Origin of the sequence: Polynucleobacter necessarius (assembly GCF_900095205.1) — a bacterium.
Taxonomy (GTDB): domain Bacteria; phylum Pseudomonadota; class Gammaproteobacteria; order Burkholderiales; family Burkholderiaceae; genus Polynucleobacter; species Polynucleobacter necessarius_E.
In genome coordinates this window covers 502,268-516,851 of the sequence record NZ_LT606951.1, presented here as the reverse complement: position 1 = coordinate 516,851, position 14,584 = coordinate 502,268, and the positions used below count along the sequence as shown (strand labels likewise).

Genomic DNA, 14,584 nt, shown 5'->3' with positions numbered 1-14,584 from the left:
GACCACTGAGGTTTAGCCTGAATCTTAGGCACCAGAACCCTCTTTGGGGCCCGCCTGCTTTAAAGGATTGTAATCCACTCGCTCACGCAACTCTTTACCAGGCTTAAAGTGCGGAACGCGTTTTTCTGGAATTAAGACCTTCTCGCCAGACTTTGGATTGCGACCAGTACGCGCAGGACGATAGTGAAGTACAAAGCTTCCCACGCCGCGTAATTCGATTCGCTTGCCCTCTGCCAAGGCATGAGTCATGGTATCCAGCAAAGTTTTTACTGCCAACTCAACATCCTTAGGTAAAAGCTGCGGAAATTGTTCCGCGAGGCTCTCCACGAATTCGGAGCGGGTAATAGCTTGTTGCTCTTGATCTGTCATGATCTATCAATAAAAAATCGCCACCCTCCTAATGGAGAACAGCGATATTGATTTAGCCTTGATTATCCAATTTTGCTTTTAACAAAGCACCCAAATTGGTAGTGCCAGACTGCGCATCACCTTGGAGCTTGCTCATTGCATCTTGTTGATCAGAGCTGTCTTTTGCCTTGATTGAAAGATTGATAACGCGTGACTTGCGATCAATATTAATGATCATTGCAGTAACGCTATCACCCTCTTTCAATACATTGCGTGCATCTTCAACACGATCTGTTGAGATCTCAGAAGCGCGCAAGTAAGCTTCAACTTCATCAGCCAAGTGAATTGTTGCACCCTTAGCATCAACCGCCTTCACAGTACCAGTAACTAGAGCACCTTTGTCGTTAACGGATGTGTAGTTATTGAAAGGGTCGCCAGACAATTGCTTGATACCGAGAGAGATACGCTCTTTCTCAACATCAATTGCCAATACAGTGGCTTCAACTTCATCACCTTTCTTGTATTTCTTAACAGCTTCTTCGCCTGGCTCATTCCACGAGAGGTCGGAGAGGTGAACTAAACCGTCGATACCGCCAGGCAAACCAATGAACACGCCAAAGTCGGTAATAGACTTGATCGCGCCAGACAACTTGTCGCCTTTTCGCTGTGAACGTGCAAACTCTTCCCATGGATTTGCTTTGCACTGCTTGATGCCTAAGCTAATACGACGCTTGTCTTCATCAATATCGAGAACCATTACTTCAACTTCGGTACCCAATGCAGTTGCTTTACTTGGAGCAACATTTTTATTAGTCCAATCCATTTCAGAAACGTGTACCAAACCTTCGATACCAGATTCGATTTCAACGAATGCACCGTAGTCAGTCAAATCAGTTACTTTGCCGAATAAACGAGTATTCGGTGGGTAACGACGAGCGATGCCAACCCATGGATCATCACCAAGCTGCTTCACGCCGAGTGAAACACGGTTCTTCTCTTGGTCGAATTTCAAAATCTTAGCGGTAACTTCTTGACCAACAGTCAACATCTCGCTTGGGTGACGCACACGACGCCATGCCAAGTCAGTAATGTGCAAGAGGCCATCGATACCACCGAGGTCAACGAATGCGCCGTAATCAGTGATGTTCTTAACGAGGCCAGTAACCACTGCACCTCCTTTAAGGTTAGACATCAACTTAGCGCGCTCTTCACCTTGGCTAGCTTCAACCACTGCACGACGTGACAACACTACGTTGTTACGCTTACGGTCGAGCTTGATAACCTTGAACTCCATCGTCTTACCTTCGTAAGGGCTGGTGTCTTTGATTGGGCGTGTATCAACGAGTGATCCAGGCAAGAATGTGCGGATACCGTTAACCATGACAGTCAAGCCGCCTTTAACCTTACCAGTAACGGTACCGGTAACGATCTCAGCTTGCTCGAGCGCTTTTTCCAAATTCATCCATGAAGCTAAGCGTTTTGCTTTATCACGGGAAAGGATGGTGTCGCCATAGCCGTTCTCAAGAGCGTCGATAGCAACAGAAACGAAATCGCCAGGAGCTACTTCAATCTCGCCAGCGTCGTTATGGAATTCTTCAACAGGAATAAACGCTTCAGACTTTAAGCCGGCGTTAACAACGACGAAGTTATGGTCGATGCGAAGAACTTCAGCCGAAATAACTTGGCCGGTCTTCATATTCGAACGGGTTAATGATTCTTCAAATAATTCTGCAAATGATTCAGACATGTGTATTCACTTTGTGCCGCCAGAAGGCCTGACGGGTTAGGTTAAAAAGCCCTAAAGAAACACGCTTATGAAATGATCGCGTTGTGGAGTTTCTTAAGACACCAAAACTACTACCTACAGCCAACTACATACAAAACTAAGTCATTGAAGATTGATACCAATCTAAAACTGTCTTAACGGCTTGTTCAATCGATAAATCTGATGTTTCAAGCACTTTTGCACCATCTGCAACCAACAAGGGTGCGGCGCCTCGACTACTGTCTCTAGCATCGCGCTCCTGCAAATCTTGCAGCAAGTCCTCAAGTTTAGCAGAAATTCCCTTAGCTATCAATTGCTTATAGCGACGCTCGGCTCTAGCTGCAGCAGTTGCAGTCAAGAAAACCTTCAAAACCGCATCTGGAAAGATGACACTGGCCATATCCCTGCCATCAGCCACCAAACCTGGAGATTGGCGAAAACTACGTTGCAGCCCCACCAAAGCAGACCGCACCTCTGGATGAACAGCTAAAGCAGAAGCTCTCAAACCGATGCTTTCTGTACGAATAGCCTCAGTAACGTCGTCGCCATTGAGAAAAATTAGATTATTTTTGAATGAAATCAATAGCTTAGGAACTAAAAGGCCTAACTCTGAGCCATTTTTGACGTCTACGCCCTGTTTCTCGCTAGCCAAAGCAACTAAGCGATAAAGCGCTCCGCTATCCAAATAATGAAATCCCAACTTTTCTGCCACCAAGGAGGCAACCGTACCCTTACCTGAAGCGGTGGGTCCGTCAATTGTAATAACTAGAAAAGGGCCCATGAACTTAGTTCACTACCTTGGAAAATTCTGTGAAGTAGGTTGGAAAAGTTTTAGCCACGCAGTTGGGATCGTTGATCTTGAGTGCATTCGGACCAAACGCAGCAAGTGAAAAACACATCGCCATACGATGATCATCGTAAGTATCAATACCTTCGCTCGGCGACTTCCAGTCATTTGGTGAGGCGGGAGCTTGAACAACAATGTAATCGGCACCCTCTTCCACGATTGCGCCAACTTTTTTTAACTCTTTTGCCATCGCTGCAATGCGATCAGTTTCTTTCACACGCCAACTAGCTATATTGTTTAAGCGGGTTGGTCCATCAGCAAACAACGCTGCAACTGCAAGCGTCATTGCTGCATCTGGAATTTCAGTGCAATCAAGCGTGATGCCATTGAGTTTTCCATTTGCATTTTTCACGCCAGACACTTCAATCCAATCCTCACCAGCGGAAATATTGGCGCCCATTAAAGCAAGAGCATCAGCAAATGCGACATCCCCTTGAATACTGTCGTTACCAACACCTAGAACCTTTACTGGGCCCCTGCCGATAGCTCCAAGAGCCAAGAAATATGATGCAGATGAAGCATCGCCCTCTACCGATAGCTGACCTGGACTCTTGTAAACAGCATCAGATGTTTTTGCAGGAATAATGAACGATTGCATATCAGGACATGCGACGTTCACGCCAAAACGGGCCATTAATTTCAAAGTGATATCGATATAAGGACGAGAAATCGACTCGCCTATCACTTCAATGCGGATAGGATCGGTTGCCACTAAAGGTAATGCCATGAGTAATGCAGTTAAAAATTGGCTTGATACATCTCCGCGTACTTTAACTACATTCTGAATTTGAATATCCGCCGCTAATATTTTGATCGGTGGGTAGCCTTCTTGTAATTCGTATTCAATCTTCGCCCCCACTTGGCGAAATCCATCAACCAAGTCTCGTATCGGTCTTTCGTGCATACGTGCCACGCCGGATAAACGGTAATTACCACCCTGCATTGCTAAAGCGGCAGTTAATGGGCGCATCGCAGTGCCAGCATTGCCCAAAAAGAGGTCAGCCTCTTGAACTGGAAATTTGCCACCGCAGCCCTCAACTACGCAGACTTGATTGAGTTGATCAGTAACCGTTAATCCGAGTTGACACAAAGCATTGCGCATCACTTGCGTATCGTCTGCATCTAGCAAATTTTTTAACGTTGTGGTTCCCGATGAGAGTGCTGCCAATAAAAGTACGCGATTTGAAATACTTTTGGAGCCCGGCAACACAATGGAACCATGTGCGCGTTTCAGCGGTCCAACTCTGACATCTGGTAAACCGCCCATCAAAGCACATCCAAATCTTGACGTGCCTTACTGGCCTTATTGAATAATTTTTCTAATCCAACGCCATCGCTTTCGGCAATCAACTTACGCATATGATTGACGATCAAAAGGTATTGATCGAGCTCTTTCAAAATAGCCGTGCGATTTCCCAAACAAATATCACGCCACATTTCAGGACTAGAGGCAGCGATACGTGTGAAGTCCTTAAAGCCAGCACCAACATAACTCAACTTTTGATCTGCATCTTCTGAGTTCACTACGCTAGCCATCAAGGCATAAGACAGGATATGTGGCAAGTGAGATACAGCAGCATAGATCGCATCGTGCTCTACGCTACCGATCTTTTTTACTACCGATCCTACGGATTCCCAAAACCCAGTAATCAAAGTTGTATCTTCAGGAGAGTTTTCTTGTAAGGGACAAATAATAGTTTGCTTACCTTGAAATAAATCTGACTTAGCAGCACTTGCACCATATTGTGCACCGCCTGCAATCGGATGCGCCGGCACAAATTGGCACGCTTTTTTGCCCAGCACTTCTTTTGCAGCCAAAATCACATCGCCCTTAGTGCTGCCCGCATCTGTGATCATGGTGCGCGACTCAAGATGAGGCTCCATCACTTCAAATGCAGCGCGCATTTGCGCAACCGGCACGCAAAGGACAATCACATCAGATTGTTTGGCAGCCTCAACCAAATCCACAACCGTATCAATCGCCCCCATCTTCTGCGCTTGATCTAAATTTTCTTTACTGCGTCCGACGCCTAAAACTCTATTAACAACACCAGCCTGTTTAAGCGCTAAACCCAAGGAGGCACCAATCAAGCCAACCCCTACGATGATGACAGTGCCGTAATTACTTGCGGGATTAATAATAGTCATCAACAATCTGCTAGCTTATTGTTGATTAAGGACTGCTTTTAACGCATCAATAAATGCCGCATTTTCTTCTGGCAAGCCAATTGAAATACGTAGCCATTGTGGCAAGCCATAATTACCGACAGGACGAACAATAATGCCGCGCTTAAGCAACTCTAGGTTAATGCGTACGCCCGCTTGATCATCATCACCAACCTTAACCAACACAAAGTTGCCAGCGGAAGGTAAGTACCTCAAACCCAATTCATCGAAAGCCTGTGTTAGTTGCTCGTAGCCAGCGCGATTCAACTCAAACCCTTGTTGTAAGAATTCTTGATCTTGAAATGCCGCAATCGCTGCTACTTGAGCAAGACTATTCACGTTAAATGGTTGACGTATACGGTTAAGCAAATCTGTGAGATGGGGCTGGGCAATACCATACCCAATACGCAAACCAGCCAAGCCATAAGCCTTTGAGAAGCTACGCGACAAAATCATATTAGGAAAACGCTTTACCCATGCAATGGCATCGTATCGTTGCTCTGGGGAAAGGTATTCGTTATAGGCTTCATCAAGGACAACCACCACATTGGATGGCACTGCCACTAAAAAATCCTCAATCTCTTTGGCAGTCAAATAACTTCCAGTTGGATTATTTGGGTTAGCCACAAACACGAGCTTAGCTTTATCACCAGATGCTTTAATTGCATTTACCATCGCTGGTAAGTCATGACCATAAGCATCGGTTGCGGCAACTTCAACTGCTTTAGCACCAATAGCCTGAGTAGCGAGCGGATAAACAGCAAAAGCATGATTAGAAAAAATCACTTCATCGCCTGCCTGCGCGGCAGCACGGGCGGCTAATTCTAGGATGTCGTTACTGCCATTACCCAAGGTTATCCAATCAGTTGGAACCCCTAAGCGTGCTGCAAGTACATTTTTAAGCTCAAATCCATTGGAGTCCGGATAACGACCCAAATCACTAGCCGCTCTAAGCATGGCGTCTTGCGCAGACTTTGGCATCCCCAAAGGATTTTCATTGGAAGCCAGTTTCACAATCTTGCTTTCATCCAAACCATACTCACGCGCTACTTCGCTAATTGGTCGACCACCAACATAGGGGGCAATTGCGTGAATATGTTTTAAGCCAATCTTTGATGTCATTCGAACTTTTACTAAATATATTTTTTAATTGATCTTTTTAATCTTTTGCCAACTTAAGCAGAGTGGGGATAAGAACCTAAATTCTTATAGAAAGCAGCAACCCCTTTTAACTCCTCAAGTGCTTTCACCACCTTCTCATCATCTGCATGACCAGCGATATCGATATAAAAGTGATATTCCCAAGTTCCTTTGCGTGCAGGGCGGGATTCAAAGCGATTCATTGACACCCCATGCTTAGCTAGGGGTGCTAATAAACGGTAGACCGCACCTGGCTGGTTATCAACCAAGAGTACCAAAGAAGTTTGATCTTTTCCGGTTGATTGACAAGCATAGTTTCCTACTACGACAAAACGGGTTCGATTATGAGCATCATCCTGAATCTGCGCAGCAACAGCTTGCAAGCCATATACTTCTTGCGCAGGATTCCCTGCAATTGCAGCCAAAGTAGCATCCTCAGCAGCTAAACGTGCCGCTTCTGCATTGCTACTTACGGCTTGACGCTTTAATTGGGGGGCATACGTACTTAGCCATTGCTGGCACTGTGCTAGTGCCTGGGCATGAGCACAGACTGTTGTGACCCCATCCAAATTACCGCTCTTCGTTAACAAATGATGACGAATCGGCAGAACCACTTCGCCACTAATGCGCATGGACGAGTCTAATAACAAATCTAATGTGCGTGAGATAGCGCCCTCGCTGGAGTTCTCAACCGGAACAACGCCAAATTGCGCCGCCCCTTTCTCCACCACTTCAAACACTTCATCCAAACTTGCGCATGGCAAGCCAGCTATCGAATGGCCAAAATAGGTTTGTGCCGCTTGCTCAGAAAATGTTCCTACTGGACCAAGGTAAGCAATCGTTTGATGCGCCTCTAAGGCCCTGCATGCTGACATCACTTCACGCCAGATTGCAGCAATGCCATCGGGCAACAATGGGCCTTGATTGATTTCTTGAAGACGCGCTACAACTTGGCGCTCGCGCTCTGGACGAAAGACTGGAGAAGCAAATCCACCTTTGACATGACCAACCTCTTGCGCCGCTCTGGCGCGTTGCGTTAGTAAATCAAGAATCTGTGCATCCAATGCATCAATTTTTTCCCGCAAAGGAGCTAGGCGCTGTTCTTCAGTACTCATTAAACCCGCCTTTCAAAGTCGCGCATGAATTCAACCAAGGCTTTTACACCTTCAATTGGCATTGCGTTATAGATGCTGGCACGTATACCGCCAGCAGCCTTATGACCACGTAAAGCCACTAAGCCTGTCGCATTCGATTGCGCCAAAAACTCTGCGTTCAGACTCTCGTCCTTGAGGAAAAAAGTGACGTTCATGCGTGAGCGATATTCCTTAGCAACACGATTCTCATACAAGCTACTTTGATCTAAAAAGTTGTAGAATAAATCAGCTTTTTCTTGATTGCGATGTTCAATCACTTTCACGCCGCCTTGCTTCAACAACCACTTAAAGACCAAGCCAGCCATATAGATTGAAAACGTTGGCGGGGTATTAATCATGGATTGGGTATTGGATTGCACAGACCAATCCCAGATCGTGGGAGTGATACCCATACTATTGCCAATTAAATCTTTGCGAACGATCACTATCGTTACACCTGATGGACCAATATTTTTTTGTGCACCACCAAACCATACTGCGCACTTAGTAACATCCATTTCTTTGGAAAGGATATTGCTAGAAATATCTGCAACCAATGGAATGTTGCCGACATCTGGCACATCCGGAAATTCCACGCCGCCAATGGTTTCATTAGCACAGTAATGCACATAAGCTGCATCGCTTGATAACTGCCACGAAGACCTTGCTGGAATCGTATTAAATTTTTCAGCAGAAGAAGAGGCTGCTAAGTTTGCTACACCATACTTCTGGGCCTCTTTAAATGACTTTTCTGACCAAACACCAGTAACGATAAAATCAGCCCTAGGGCCATTCTTTGCCAAGGGCATCAGATTCATGGGAATGGCAGCATTTTGACCAAGGCCACCGCCCTGCAAAAGCAAAATTTCGTAGGAGTCAGGAATATTCATCAAGGTACGAAGGTCTTGAATAACCTCTTCATACACTTCCATGAATTCTTTACTACGATGACTGATTTCCATCACGCTAGTACCGAGACCACGCCAATTCAACATCTCATCAGCAACTTGCTTCAATACCTCTTCAGGTAAGGTAGCGGGTCCCGCAGCAAAATTAAAAATGCGGCGGTCAAAAGTCATAAGGTGCTCTAGTTAAAGAGTGGCGCTTAAGCGTCACCTGCCGTATTGTCATTCGAGTCGGTTGCTGGATCTGCAGATACACCGCCTTCTTCTGCATCATCAACATCACCCTCATCATTAGAATCACTCTCAGCAATACGCTGTAAGCCTGATAAGCGAGTTCCCTCATCTACGTTAATCAAAGTGACACCTTGAGTAGCGCGACCCATCTCCTGAATTTCTGAAACACGGGTGCGTACCAGGACCCCACCAGTAGTGATCAACATAATTTGATCTTCTGGTGATACTAGTGCTGCAGCAACTACCTTGCCATTACGCTCGGAAGTTTGGATGGCGATCATACCTTTAGTGCCACGACCATGACGTGTGTATTCGGTAATCGGAGTACGTTTGCCGTAACCATTTTCTGTCACAGTTAACACGCTACTTGGAATAACAATGCCACTCGTATCTACAACAACAGCTTCAGCACCTTCTGCTGCTTCAGCAGGCGCAACCAACATGGCGATTACTTGATGACCGTCACCTAAGTTCATACCGCGCACACCGCGTGCAGTACGACCCATCGGTCGAACATCATTCTCATCAAAGCGCACTGCTTTACCAGCATCAGAGAACAGCATGACATCGTGCTGACCATCGGTAATCGCCGCACCAACCAAGAAGTCGCTCTCATTTAGATCGACAGCAATAATGCCGGCTTTACGTGGGTTAGAGAAATCAGACAAGCGCGTCTTTTTCACAGTTCCCAAGCTAGTAGCCATAAATACATACTGGTCGTCTTGATAACCCTTAATAGGCAGAATCACTGTGATCTTCTCGCCTTCAATCAGCGGGAACATGTTGACGATTGGTTTACCGCGTGAGGTACGACTACCTTGTGGCACTTCCCAAACTTTAAGCCAATACATACGGCCACGATCGGAAAAGCACAAAATCGTGTCATGTGTATTTGCTACGAATAAAGTGTCAATCCAATCTTCATCTTTTGTAGCTACCGCTTGCTTGCCACGACCACCACGTTTTTGCGCGCGGTATTCACTCAGTGGCTGACTCTTCATATAACCAGTATGTGAAAGTGTCACCACCATATCTTGCGGTGTAATCAAATCTTCAGTGAAGAGCTCGGTTGCATTCATTTCAATAAATGAACGACGACCGCTATCACCACCAGCAACCCCAAATTCAGCCTGCACTTCCTTCAACTCAGATTCAATGACTTGAGTGACACGTTCTGGCTTGGCTAATAAATCAAGCAAGTCAGAAATTTCTGCCATGACTTCTTTGTATTCGTTAACAATCTTGTCCTGCTCAAGACCAGTCAGACGTTGCAAGCGCATCTGCAAAATCTCTTGTGCTTGACTATCTGAGAGACGATATAAACCTGTTGTTTGCATGCCGTACTCAGGCAACAAGCCTTCTGGACGATAAGCGTTGCGGCCACCTGGAGTATCCGTCTCAGCTCGCGCTAACATCTCACGCACCATGGATGAGTCCCATGCTTTACCCATCAACTCTTGCTTCGCAATCATTGGATTTGCCGCAGCTTTAATGAGTGCAATGAACTCATCAATGTTTGCCAATGCAACTGCCAAACCTTCTAAGACATGACCACGATCACGTGCTTTACGTAGTTCAAAAATCGTACGACGTGTAACCACTTCACGACGATGCTGCAAGAAGTACTCGAGCATTTGCTTCAAGTTCAACAAGCGTGGTTGGTTATCCACCAATGCCACCATGTTCATACCAAAGTTATCTTGTAACTGAGTACTCTTATACAAATTATTGAGAACGACTTCCGGCACTTCACCACGCTTCAATTCAATAACAACGCGCATACCGGACTTATCTGATTCGTCACGCAAATCAGAAATACCTTCTACTTTTTTCTCATTCACCAACTCGGCAATGCGCTCAAGCAGGTTCTTTTTATTTACCTGGTATGGCAACTCATCAACGATGATGGCCTGACGCGCACCCTTATCCAAGCCTTCAAAGTGAGTCTTAGCTCGCATAACCACGCGATCACGACCAGTTCGATAGCCCTCGCGAACCCCTTGAACGCCATAAATAATGCCGGCGGTCGGGAAATCTGGTGCCGGAATGATCTCAATGAGCTCATCAATCGTGCATTCTGGGTTGTGTAGTACGTGTAAACAGGCTGTAACGACCTCGTCCAGGTTATGGGGAGGAATATTGGTGGCCATGCCTACAGCAATGCCAGAACTGCCATTTATGAGCAAATTAGGCACTTTGGCAGGCAGAATCAGCGGTTCTTTCTCGCTACCGTCGTAATTTGGCCCAAAATCGACCGTTTCCTTGTCTAAATCAGCCAAAAGCTCATGTGCGATCTTGCGGAGGCGGATCTCGGTGTATCGCATTGCAGCAGCGTTATCACCGTCTACGGAGCCAAAGTTACCCTGCCCGTCAACCAGCATATAGCGCAGAGAGAAGTCTTGAGCCATACGAACGATCGTGTCATAGACCGCAGAATCGCCATGCGGGTGGTATTTACCGATTACATCGCCAACTATACGGGCAGATTTTTTGTAAGCTCGGTTCCAATCGTTGTTTAATTCATACATCGCGAATAAGACCCGACGATGAACCGGTTTGAGGCCATCACGCACATCTGGCAGGGCTCTGCCGACGATGACGCTCATTGCGTAGTCCAAATAGGACCGCCGCATTTCGTCTTCGAGGGATATTGGTAATGTTTCTTTAGCGGCTTGTTCCATCTAGAAATAATATCATTTTGATGACAGGTGAGCCCTATGCTAAGATTCTGTCAGTTTGTACGAAATTGAGATGTGTCGCTTTGCAGTTTTTGCATCAAGGTAGGGCGAATTTAAGTTTGACTTTAATTAAAAAAGAGATTTTTGAGGACTAAAAATGAACAAAACCCTAAGAGTGTTGCTCGCTTCTGTTATTGCCGTTTCTGCTTCTGCAGCGATGGCTTCTGATAACTGGCAAAACGGCGATGGCGCCCTAAACTGGAAAAACGGCGACGGCACATTATGCTGGCGTGATAACAACTGGACACCTGCTACAGCTGCTAAAGGTTGTGACGGTGCTTTAGTTCCTGCTGCTCCTGCTGGCGTTAGCCAAAGCAAGATCACATTGCAAGCTGACACACTCTATGACTTCGATAAAGCTACATTGAAGCCAGAAGGTAAAACTACTTTGGACAAGATCGCTGCTGATTTGAGCAAGATCAAGTTGGAAGTAATTATTGCTGTTGGTAACACTGACAGCATCGGTACAGATGCATACAACATGACCCTCGGTCAGCGTCGTGCACAATCTGTTAAGGCATACTTGGTAAGCAAGGGTGTTGACGGTAGCCGTATCTACGCAGAATCTAAAGGCAAGAGCAATCCAGTTGCATCAAACGCAACTCCTGAAGGCCGCGCTAAGAACCGCCGTACTGACATCGAAGTTGTTGGTACAGCTGCTAAGTAATTCACTTTACTTGTAAAAAAGCCCGCTTGAAGCGGGCTTTTTTATTTCCGCTATATTCATAAACTTCACCCTTTCAATAACTTTGCCAATAGCCAATTCATATGAACGTCGATCAGTCAGAAATTGCCAAATTTAGCGCCCTAGCCCATCGCTGGTGGGATCCGAATAGCGAATTTAAGCCCTTACATGCTATTAATCCCTTAAGACTTGACTGGATTAAAACTTTCGTAAATTTAGAAGGTAAAAAAGTCGTTGATATTGGCTGCGGTGGCGGCATCCTTGCTGAATCCATATCTCAATTTGGAGCTGATACCACTGGTATCGACTTATCTGAAAAGGCGCTCAAGATTGCGGAATTACATGCCTTAGAAGTCGGCGTACACCTCACCTATCGCTCGATCTCAGCAGAATCCCTCGCTGATAAAGAGCCAGAGCAATACAACGTAGTCACTTGCATGGAAATGCTTGAGCATGTGCCTGACCCTGCTTCGGTAGTGCGTGCCTGTGCCAAGCTCTGCAAACCTGGTGGCACACTTTTTTTCAGCACATTAAATCGCAGCCCAAAGTCCTACTTATTTGCCATTATTGGCGCTGAATACATACTAAAACTGCTGCCTAAAGGCACTCACGAATACGCTAAATTTATTAAACCATCTGAACTTGTTGCATTCACACGACATGCAGGCTTGGAGATGCTAGCCATGAAAGGTTTAACCTACAACCCGCTTACTCAGGTATACAGACTTAGTGATGACGTGGATGTAAATTACATGATTGCAGTACGAAAGTAATCTAAAAGTGAGCGATCTTTCCAGCCCATATGCGGGTATCTTTTTTGATTTAGATGGCACCTTGGCAGATACAGCACCAGATTTGGTAGCGGCTACCAATCAATTGCTGGTCGCGCGCAATCTCGTACCTAAACCTTATGAATTTCTACGTCCCTATGCCTCTGCTGGTGCACGAGGATTACTCGAGGGTGCTTTCGGAATTAACCCCGAGCATGCCGACTTTATACCCCTGCGCGATGAGTTTTTCAGTAACTACGAAAAAGCATTGCTAGTAGAAAGTAAATTATTTGATGATATGCATCATCTACTCGACGCAATGGATGAAGCCAAGCTCCCATGGGGCATTGTGACCAATAAAAGTCACCGCTTCACCAATCCTTTGGTGGAGTTAATGGGCTTGAGTCATCGTTCTGCTTCAACCGTATCAGGTGACACCACGCCATACTCAAAACCACATCCCGAACCTATCTTGCATGCCGCTAGGGTGGCGAATATTGATCCCACAAAATCACTGTATGTTGGCGATGACATTCGAGATGTAATTGCAGGCAAAGCAGCTGAAATGAAGACTGTAGCAGCAGCCTATGGGTACTGTGGCTGTAAAGAGGCTCCAGAGGCCTGGGGAGCTGATTTCGTGATCTATAGCCCCCTCGACTTAATGCAAATCATCTTTCCCAACAGGGGATAAATCAAAAGATATCGAGCAATTTAAAGTCAGCGGCTTTAAAATGGAGGTCTTATGCATGAACTCCGGGGTCGACATGGTTTCGACGTGGATTACAAAGCATCAAGGGCATACCGAGGACCCGTTATCTCGTAAATCAATGGGAATGTAATAACTGCTAACGACGAACGTTACGCACTAGCCGCTTAATTGCGGTTGCCCCTGAACTGATTCTCTCTTGGGTCAGGTAGCGCAAGCTACACCAGGGTCATATACAAGAGATAAGACTATTTTGTGTCACGAAGAATAGTACGAAAACCTAGTGAATCGTCAGCGAAGAACGTGTCAATCCGTGCTTGACTGATTAAATTAAATGATATGACTAAGTATGTAGAACTTGTTGTAGAGGATTTGCGGACGCGGGTTCGATTCCCGCCGACTCCACCATATCAGTAAAGATAAGCTCCTCATTTGGGAGCTTTTTCTTTTCCTAACCTTGCATCTTTAATCTGCGAAAAAGATAGTGTCAATCCAAACGGCTGTGGCACCGCAGTGATGCACTACCGCATTAAGGTGTATCTATGAAAAGATGATCAGGCTCTAAGTTTTCCTGATAACGCTCATACATTTTTTGTATAAATGCTCTAGGTTTTTTGCAAACAACTGTGTATTAAATAAAGGCTTCTCAAGACGATTGATTTGCAACTTATGATTGATTGCTTGCAACCTATCGGGATTATGAGCAAGCCCAATTGCTAGCTCCTCATATTCTTTCGCAGAATGAGTAATCAGCTCAGGTAATCCTATTGCACTCAACAAACTAGCGGCCACACCTTCCTGGAAAGGTGTCGCCAATACAAGTTAAGACTGGTACTCCAGCCCACAATGCATCACTGGCGGTAGTGTGCGCGTTATATGGAAGAGTATCCAAGAAAAGATCGGCATGACAATGACGTGCCAAATGCTCTGGCAGTGGCAAGCGAGCAGCAAAAATAATTCGGTCGGGTGACACCCCTCTCTTTTGTGCCTCAACCTTAAGGTTATTGGCAGCAAAAATATTATCCTCAATTAACCAAAGCACGCTTCCATCAACAGCTTTCAGAATTCTCATCCAGCTATCAAAAGTTTACGGGGTAATCTTGTAGTTATTATTGAAACAACAATATACAAAACCATTTTCGGGCAA

General features: G+C 45.6%; 12 protein-coding genes, 1 other RNA gene and 2 pseudogenes. 4 read left to right on the top strand and 11 right to left on the bottom strand.

Translation table 11 applies throughout. From position 1 onward, the window contains the following. Positions 1 to 30 precede the first annotated feature (30 nt). The 9 genes and pseudogenes from DXE37_RS02820 to gyrA form a co-directional block, all read right to left on the bottom strand. Positions 31 to 369: pseudogene (locus DXE37_RS02820) on the bottom strand (integration host factor subunit beta); the annotation flags it as partial. A 52-nt stretch (positions 370 to 421) separates the two neighbouring features. Next, on the bottom strand, positions 422 to 2,095 hold the full coding sequence (gene rpsA, locus DXE37_RS02815) for a 30S ribosomal protein S1 (protein WP_114636510.1): 1,674 nt from the start codon (positions 2,093 to 2,095) through the stop codon (positions 422 to 424). Positions 2,096 to 2,231: 136 nt separating this feature from the next. Further along, complete coding sequence (cmk, locus tag DXE37_RS02810) at positions 2,232 to 2,894, bottom strand: (d)CMP kinase (RefSeq protein WP_114636509.1); 663 nt, start codon at positions 2,892 to 2,894, stop codon at positions 2,232 to 2,234. Positions 2,895 to 2,898: 4 nt separating this feature from the next. Beyond that, positions 2,899 to 4,227, bottom strand: a complete 1,329-nt coding sequence (aroA, locus tag DXE37_RS02805) for a 3-phosphoshikimate 1-carboxyvinyltransferase (protein ID WP_114636508.1) — start codon at positions 4,225 to 4,227, stop codon at positions 2,899 to 2,901. Then, the gene (locus DXE37_RS02800) at positions 4,227 to 5,108 is read right to left on the bottom strand and encodes a prephenate dehydrogenase (RefSeq protein ID WP_114636507.1); all 882 of its coding nucleotides are present in this window, start codon (positions 5,106 to 5,108) and stop codon (positions 4,227 to 4,229) included. Before DXE37_RS02800 ends, aroA begins: the two co-directional genes overlap by 1 nt. A gap of 15 nt (positions 5,109 to 5,123) precedes the next feature. Continuing rightward, the gene (hisC, locus tag DXE37_RS02795) at positions 5,124 to 6,248 is read right to left on the bottom strand and encodes a histidinol-phosphate transaminase (protein WP_114636506.1); all 1,125 of its coding nucleotides are present in this window, start codon (positions 6,246 to 6,248) and stop codon (positions 5,124 to 5,126) included. 53 nt (positions 6,249 to 6,301) lie between these two features. Beyond that, positions 6,302 to 7,381: a prephenate dehydratase gene (gene pheA / locus DXE37_RS02790; protein WP_114636505.1), complete on the bottom strand. Its 1,080-nt coding sequence runs from the start codon at positions 7,379 to 7,381 to the stop codon at positions 6,302 to 6,304. Continuing rightward, positions 7,381 to 8,478 (bottom strand): 3-phosphoserine/phosphohydroxythreonine transaminase, encoded by a 1,098-nt coding sequence (serC, locus tag DXE37_RS02785; RefSeq protein WP_114636504.1) that lies wholly within the window; start codon positions 8,476 to 8,478, stop codon positions 7,381 to 7,383. Before serC ends, pheA begins: the two co-directional genes overlap by 1 nt. Positions 8,479 to 8,504: 26 nt before the next feature. Continuing rightward, on the bottom strand, positions 8,505 to 11,219 hold the full coding sequence (gene gyrA / locus DXE37_RS02780) for a DNA gyrase subunit A (RefSeq protein ID WP_114636503.1): 2,715 nt from the start codon (positions 11,217 to 11,219) through the stop codon (positions 8,505 to 8,507). 154 nt (positions 11,220 to 11,373) lie between these two features. On the opposite strand from gyrA, the gene ompA reads away from it, so the two are divergent. The 4 genes from ompA (at position 11,374) to ssrA (ending at position 13,845) form a co-directional block, all read left to right on the top strand. Continuing rightward, on the top strand, positions 11,374 to 11,943 hold the full coding sequence (gene ompA, locus DXE37_RS02775) for an outer membrane protein OmpA (protein WP_114636502.1): 570 nt from the start codon (positions 11,374 to 11,376) through the stop codon (positions 11,941 to 11,943). A 101-nt stretch (positions 11,944 to 12,044) separates the two neighbouring features. Further along, on the top strand, positions 12,045 to 12,734 hold the full coding sequence (ubiG, locus tag DXE37_RS02770) for a bifunctional 2-polyprenyl-6-hydroxyphenol methylase/3-demethylubiquinol 3-O-methyltransferase UbiG (RefSeq protein ID WP_114636501.1): 690 nt from the start codon (positions 12,045 to 12,047) through the stop codon (positions 12,732 to 12,734). A 7-nt stretch (positions 12,735 to 12,741) separates the two neighbouring features. Next, positions 12,742 to 13,422: an HAD family hydrolase gene (locus DXE37_RS02765; RefSeq protein WP_114637519.1), complete on the top strand. Its 681-nt coding sequence runs from the start codon at positions 12,742 to 12,744 to the stop codon at positions 13,420 to 13,422. A 64-nt stretch (positions 13,423 to 13,486) separates the two neighbouring features. After that, positions 13,487 to 13,845, top strand: a transfer-messenger RNA (tmRNA) gene (gene ssrA, locus DXE37_RS02760). A 153-nt stretch (positions 13,846 to 13,998) separates the two neighbouring features. Here the strand turns inward: ssrA and DXE37_RS14220 are convergent. Continuing rightward, entirely contained in the window at positions 13,999 to 14,229 is a 231-nt protein-coding gene (locus DXE37_RS14220) for an O-linked N-acetylglucosamine transferase family protein (protein ID WP_415066633.1), read from the bottom strand. Next, a pseudogene (locus DXE37_RS11165) lies at positions 14,219 to 14,512 on the bottom strand (O-linked N-acetylglucosamine transferase family protein); the annotation flags it as partial. The pseudogene DXE37_RS11165 and the gene DXE37_RS14220, both read right to left, overlap by 11 nt. Positions 14,513 to 14,584: the final 72 nt, after the last annotated feature.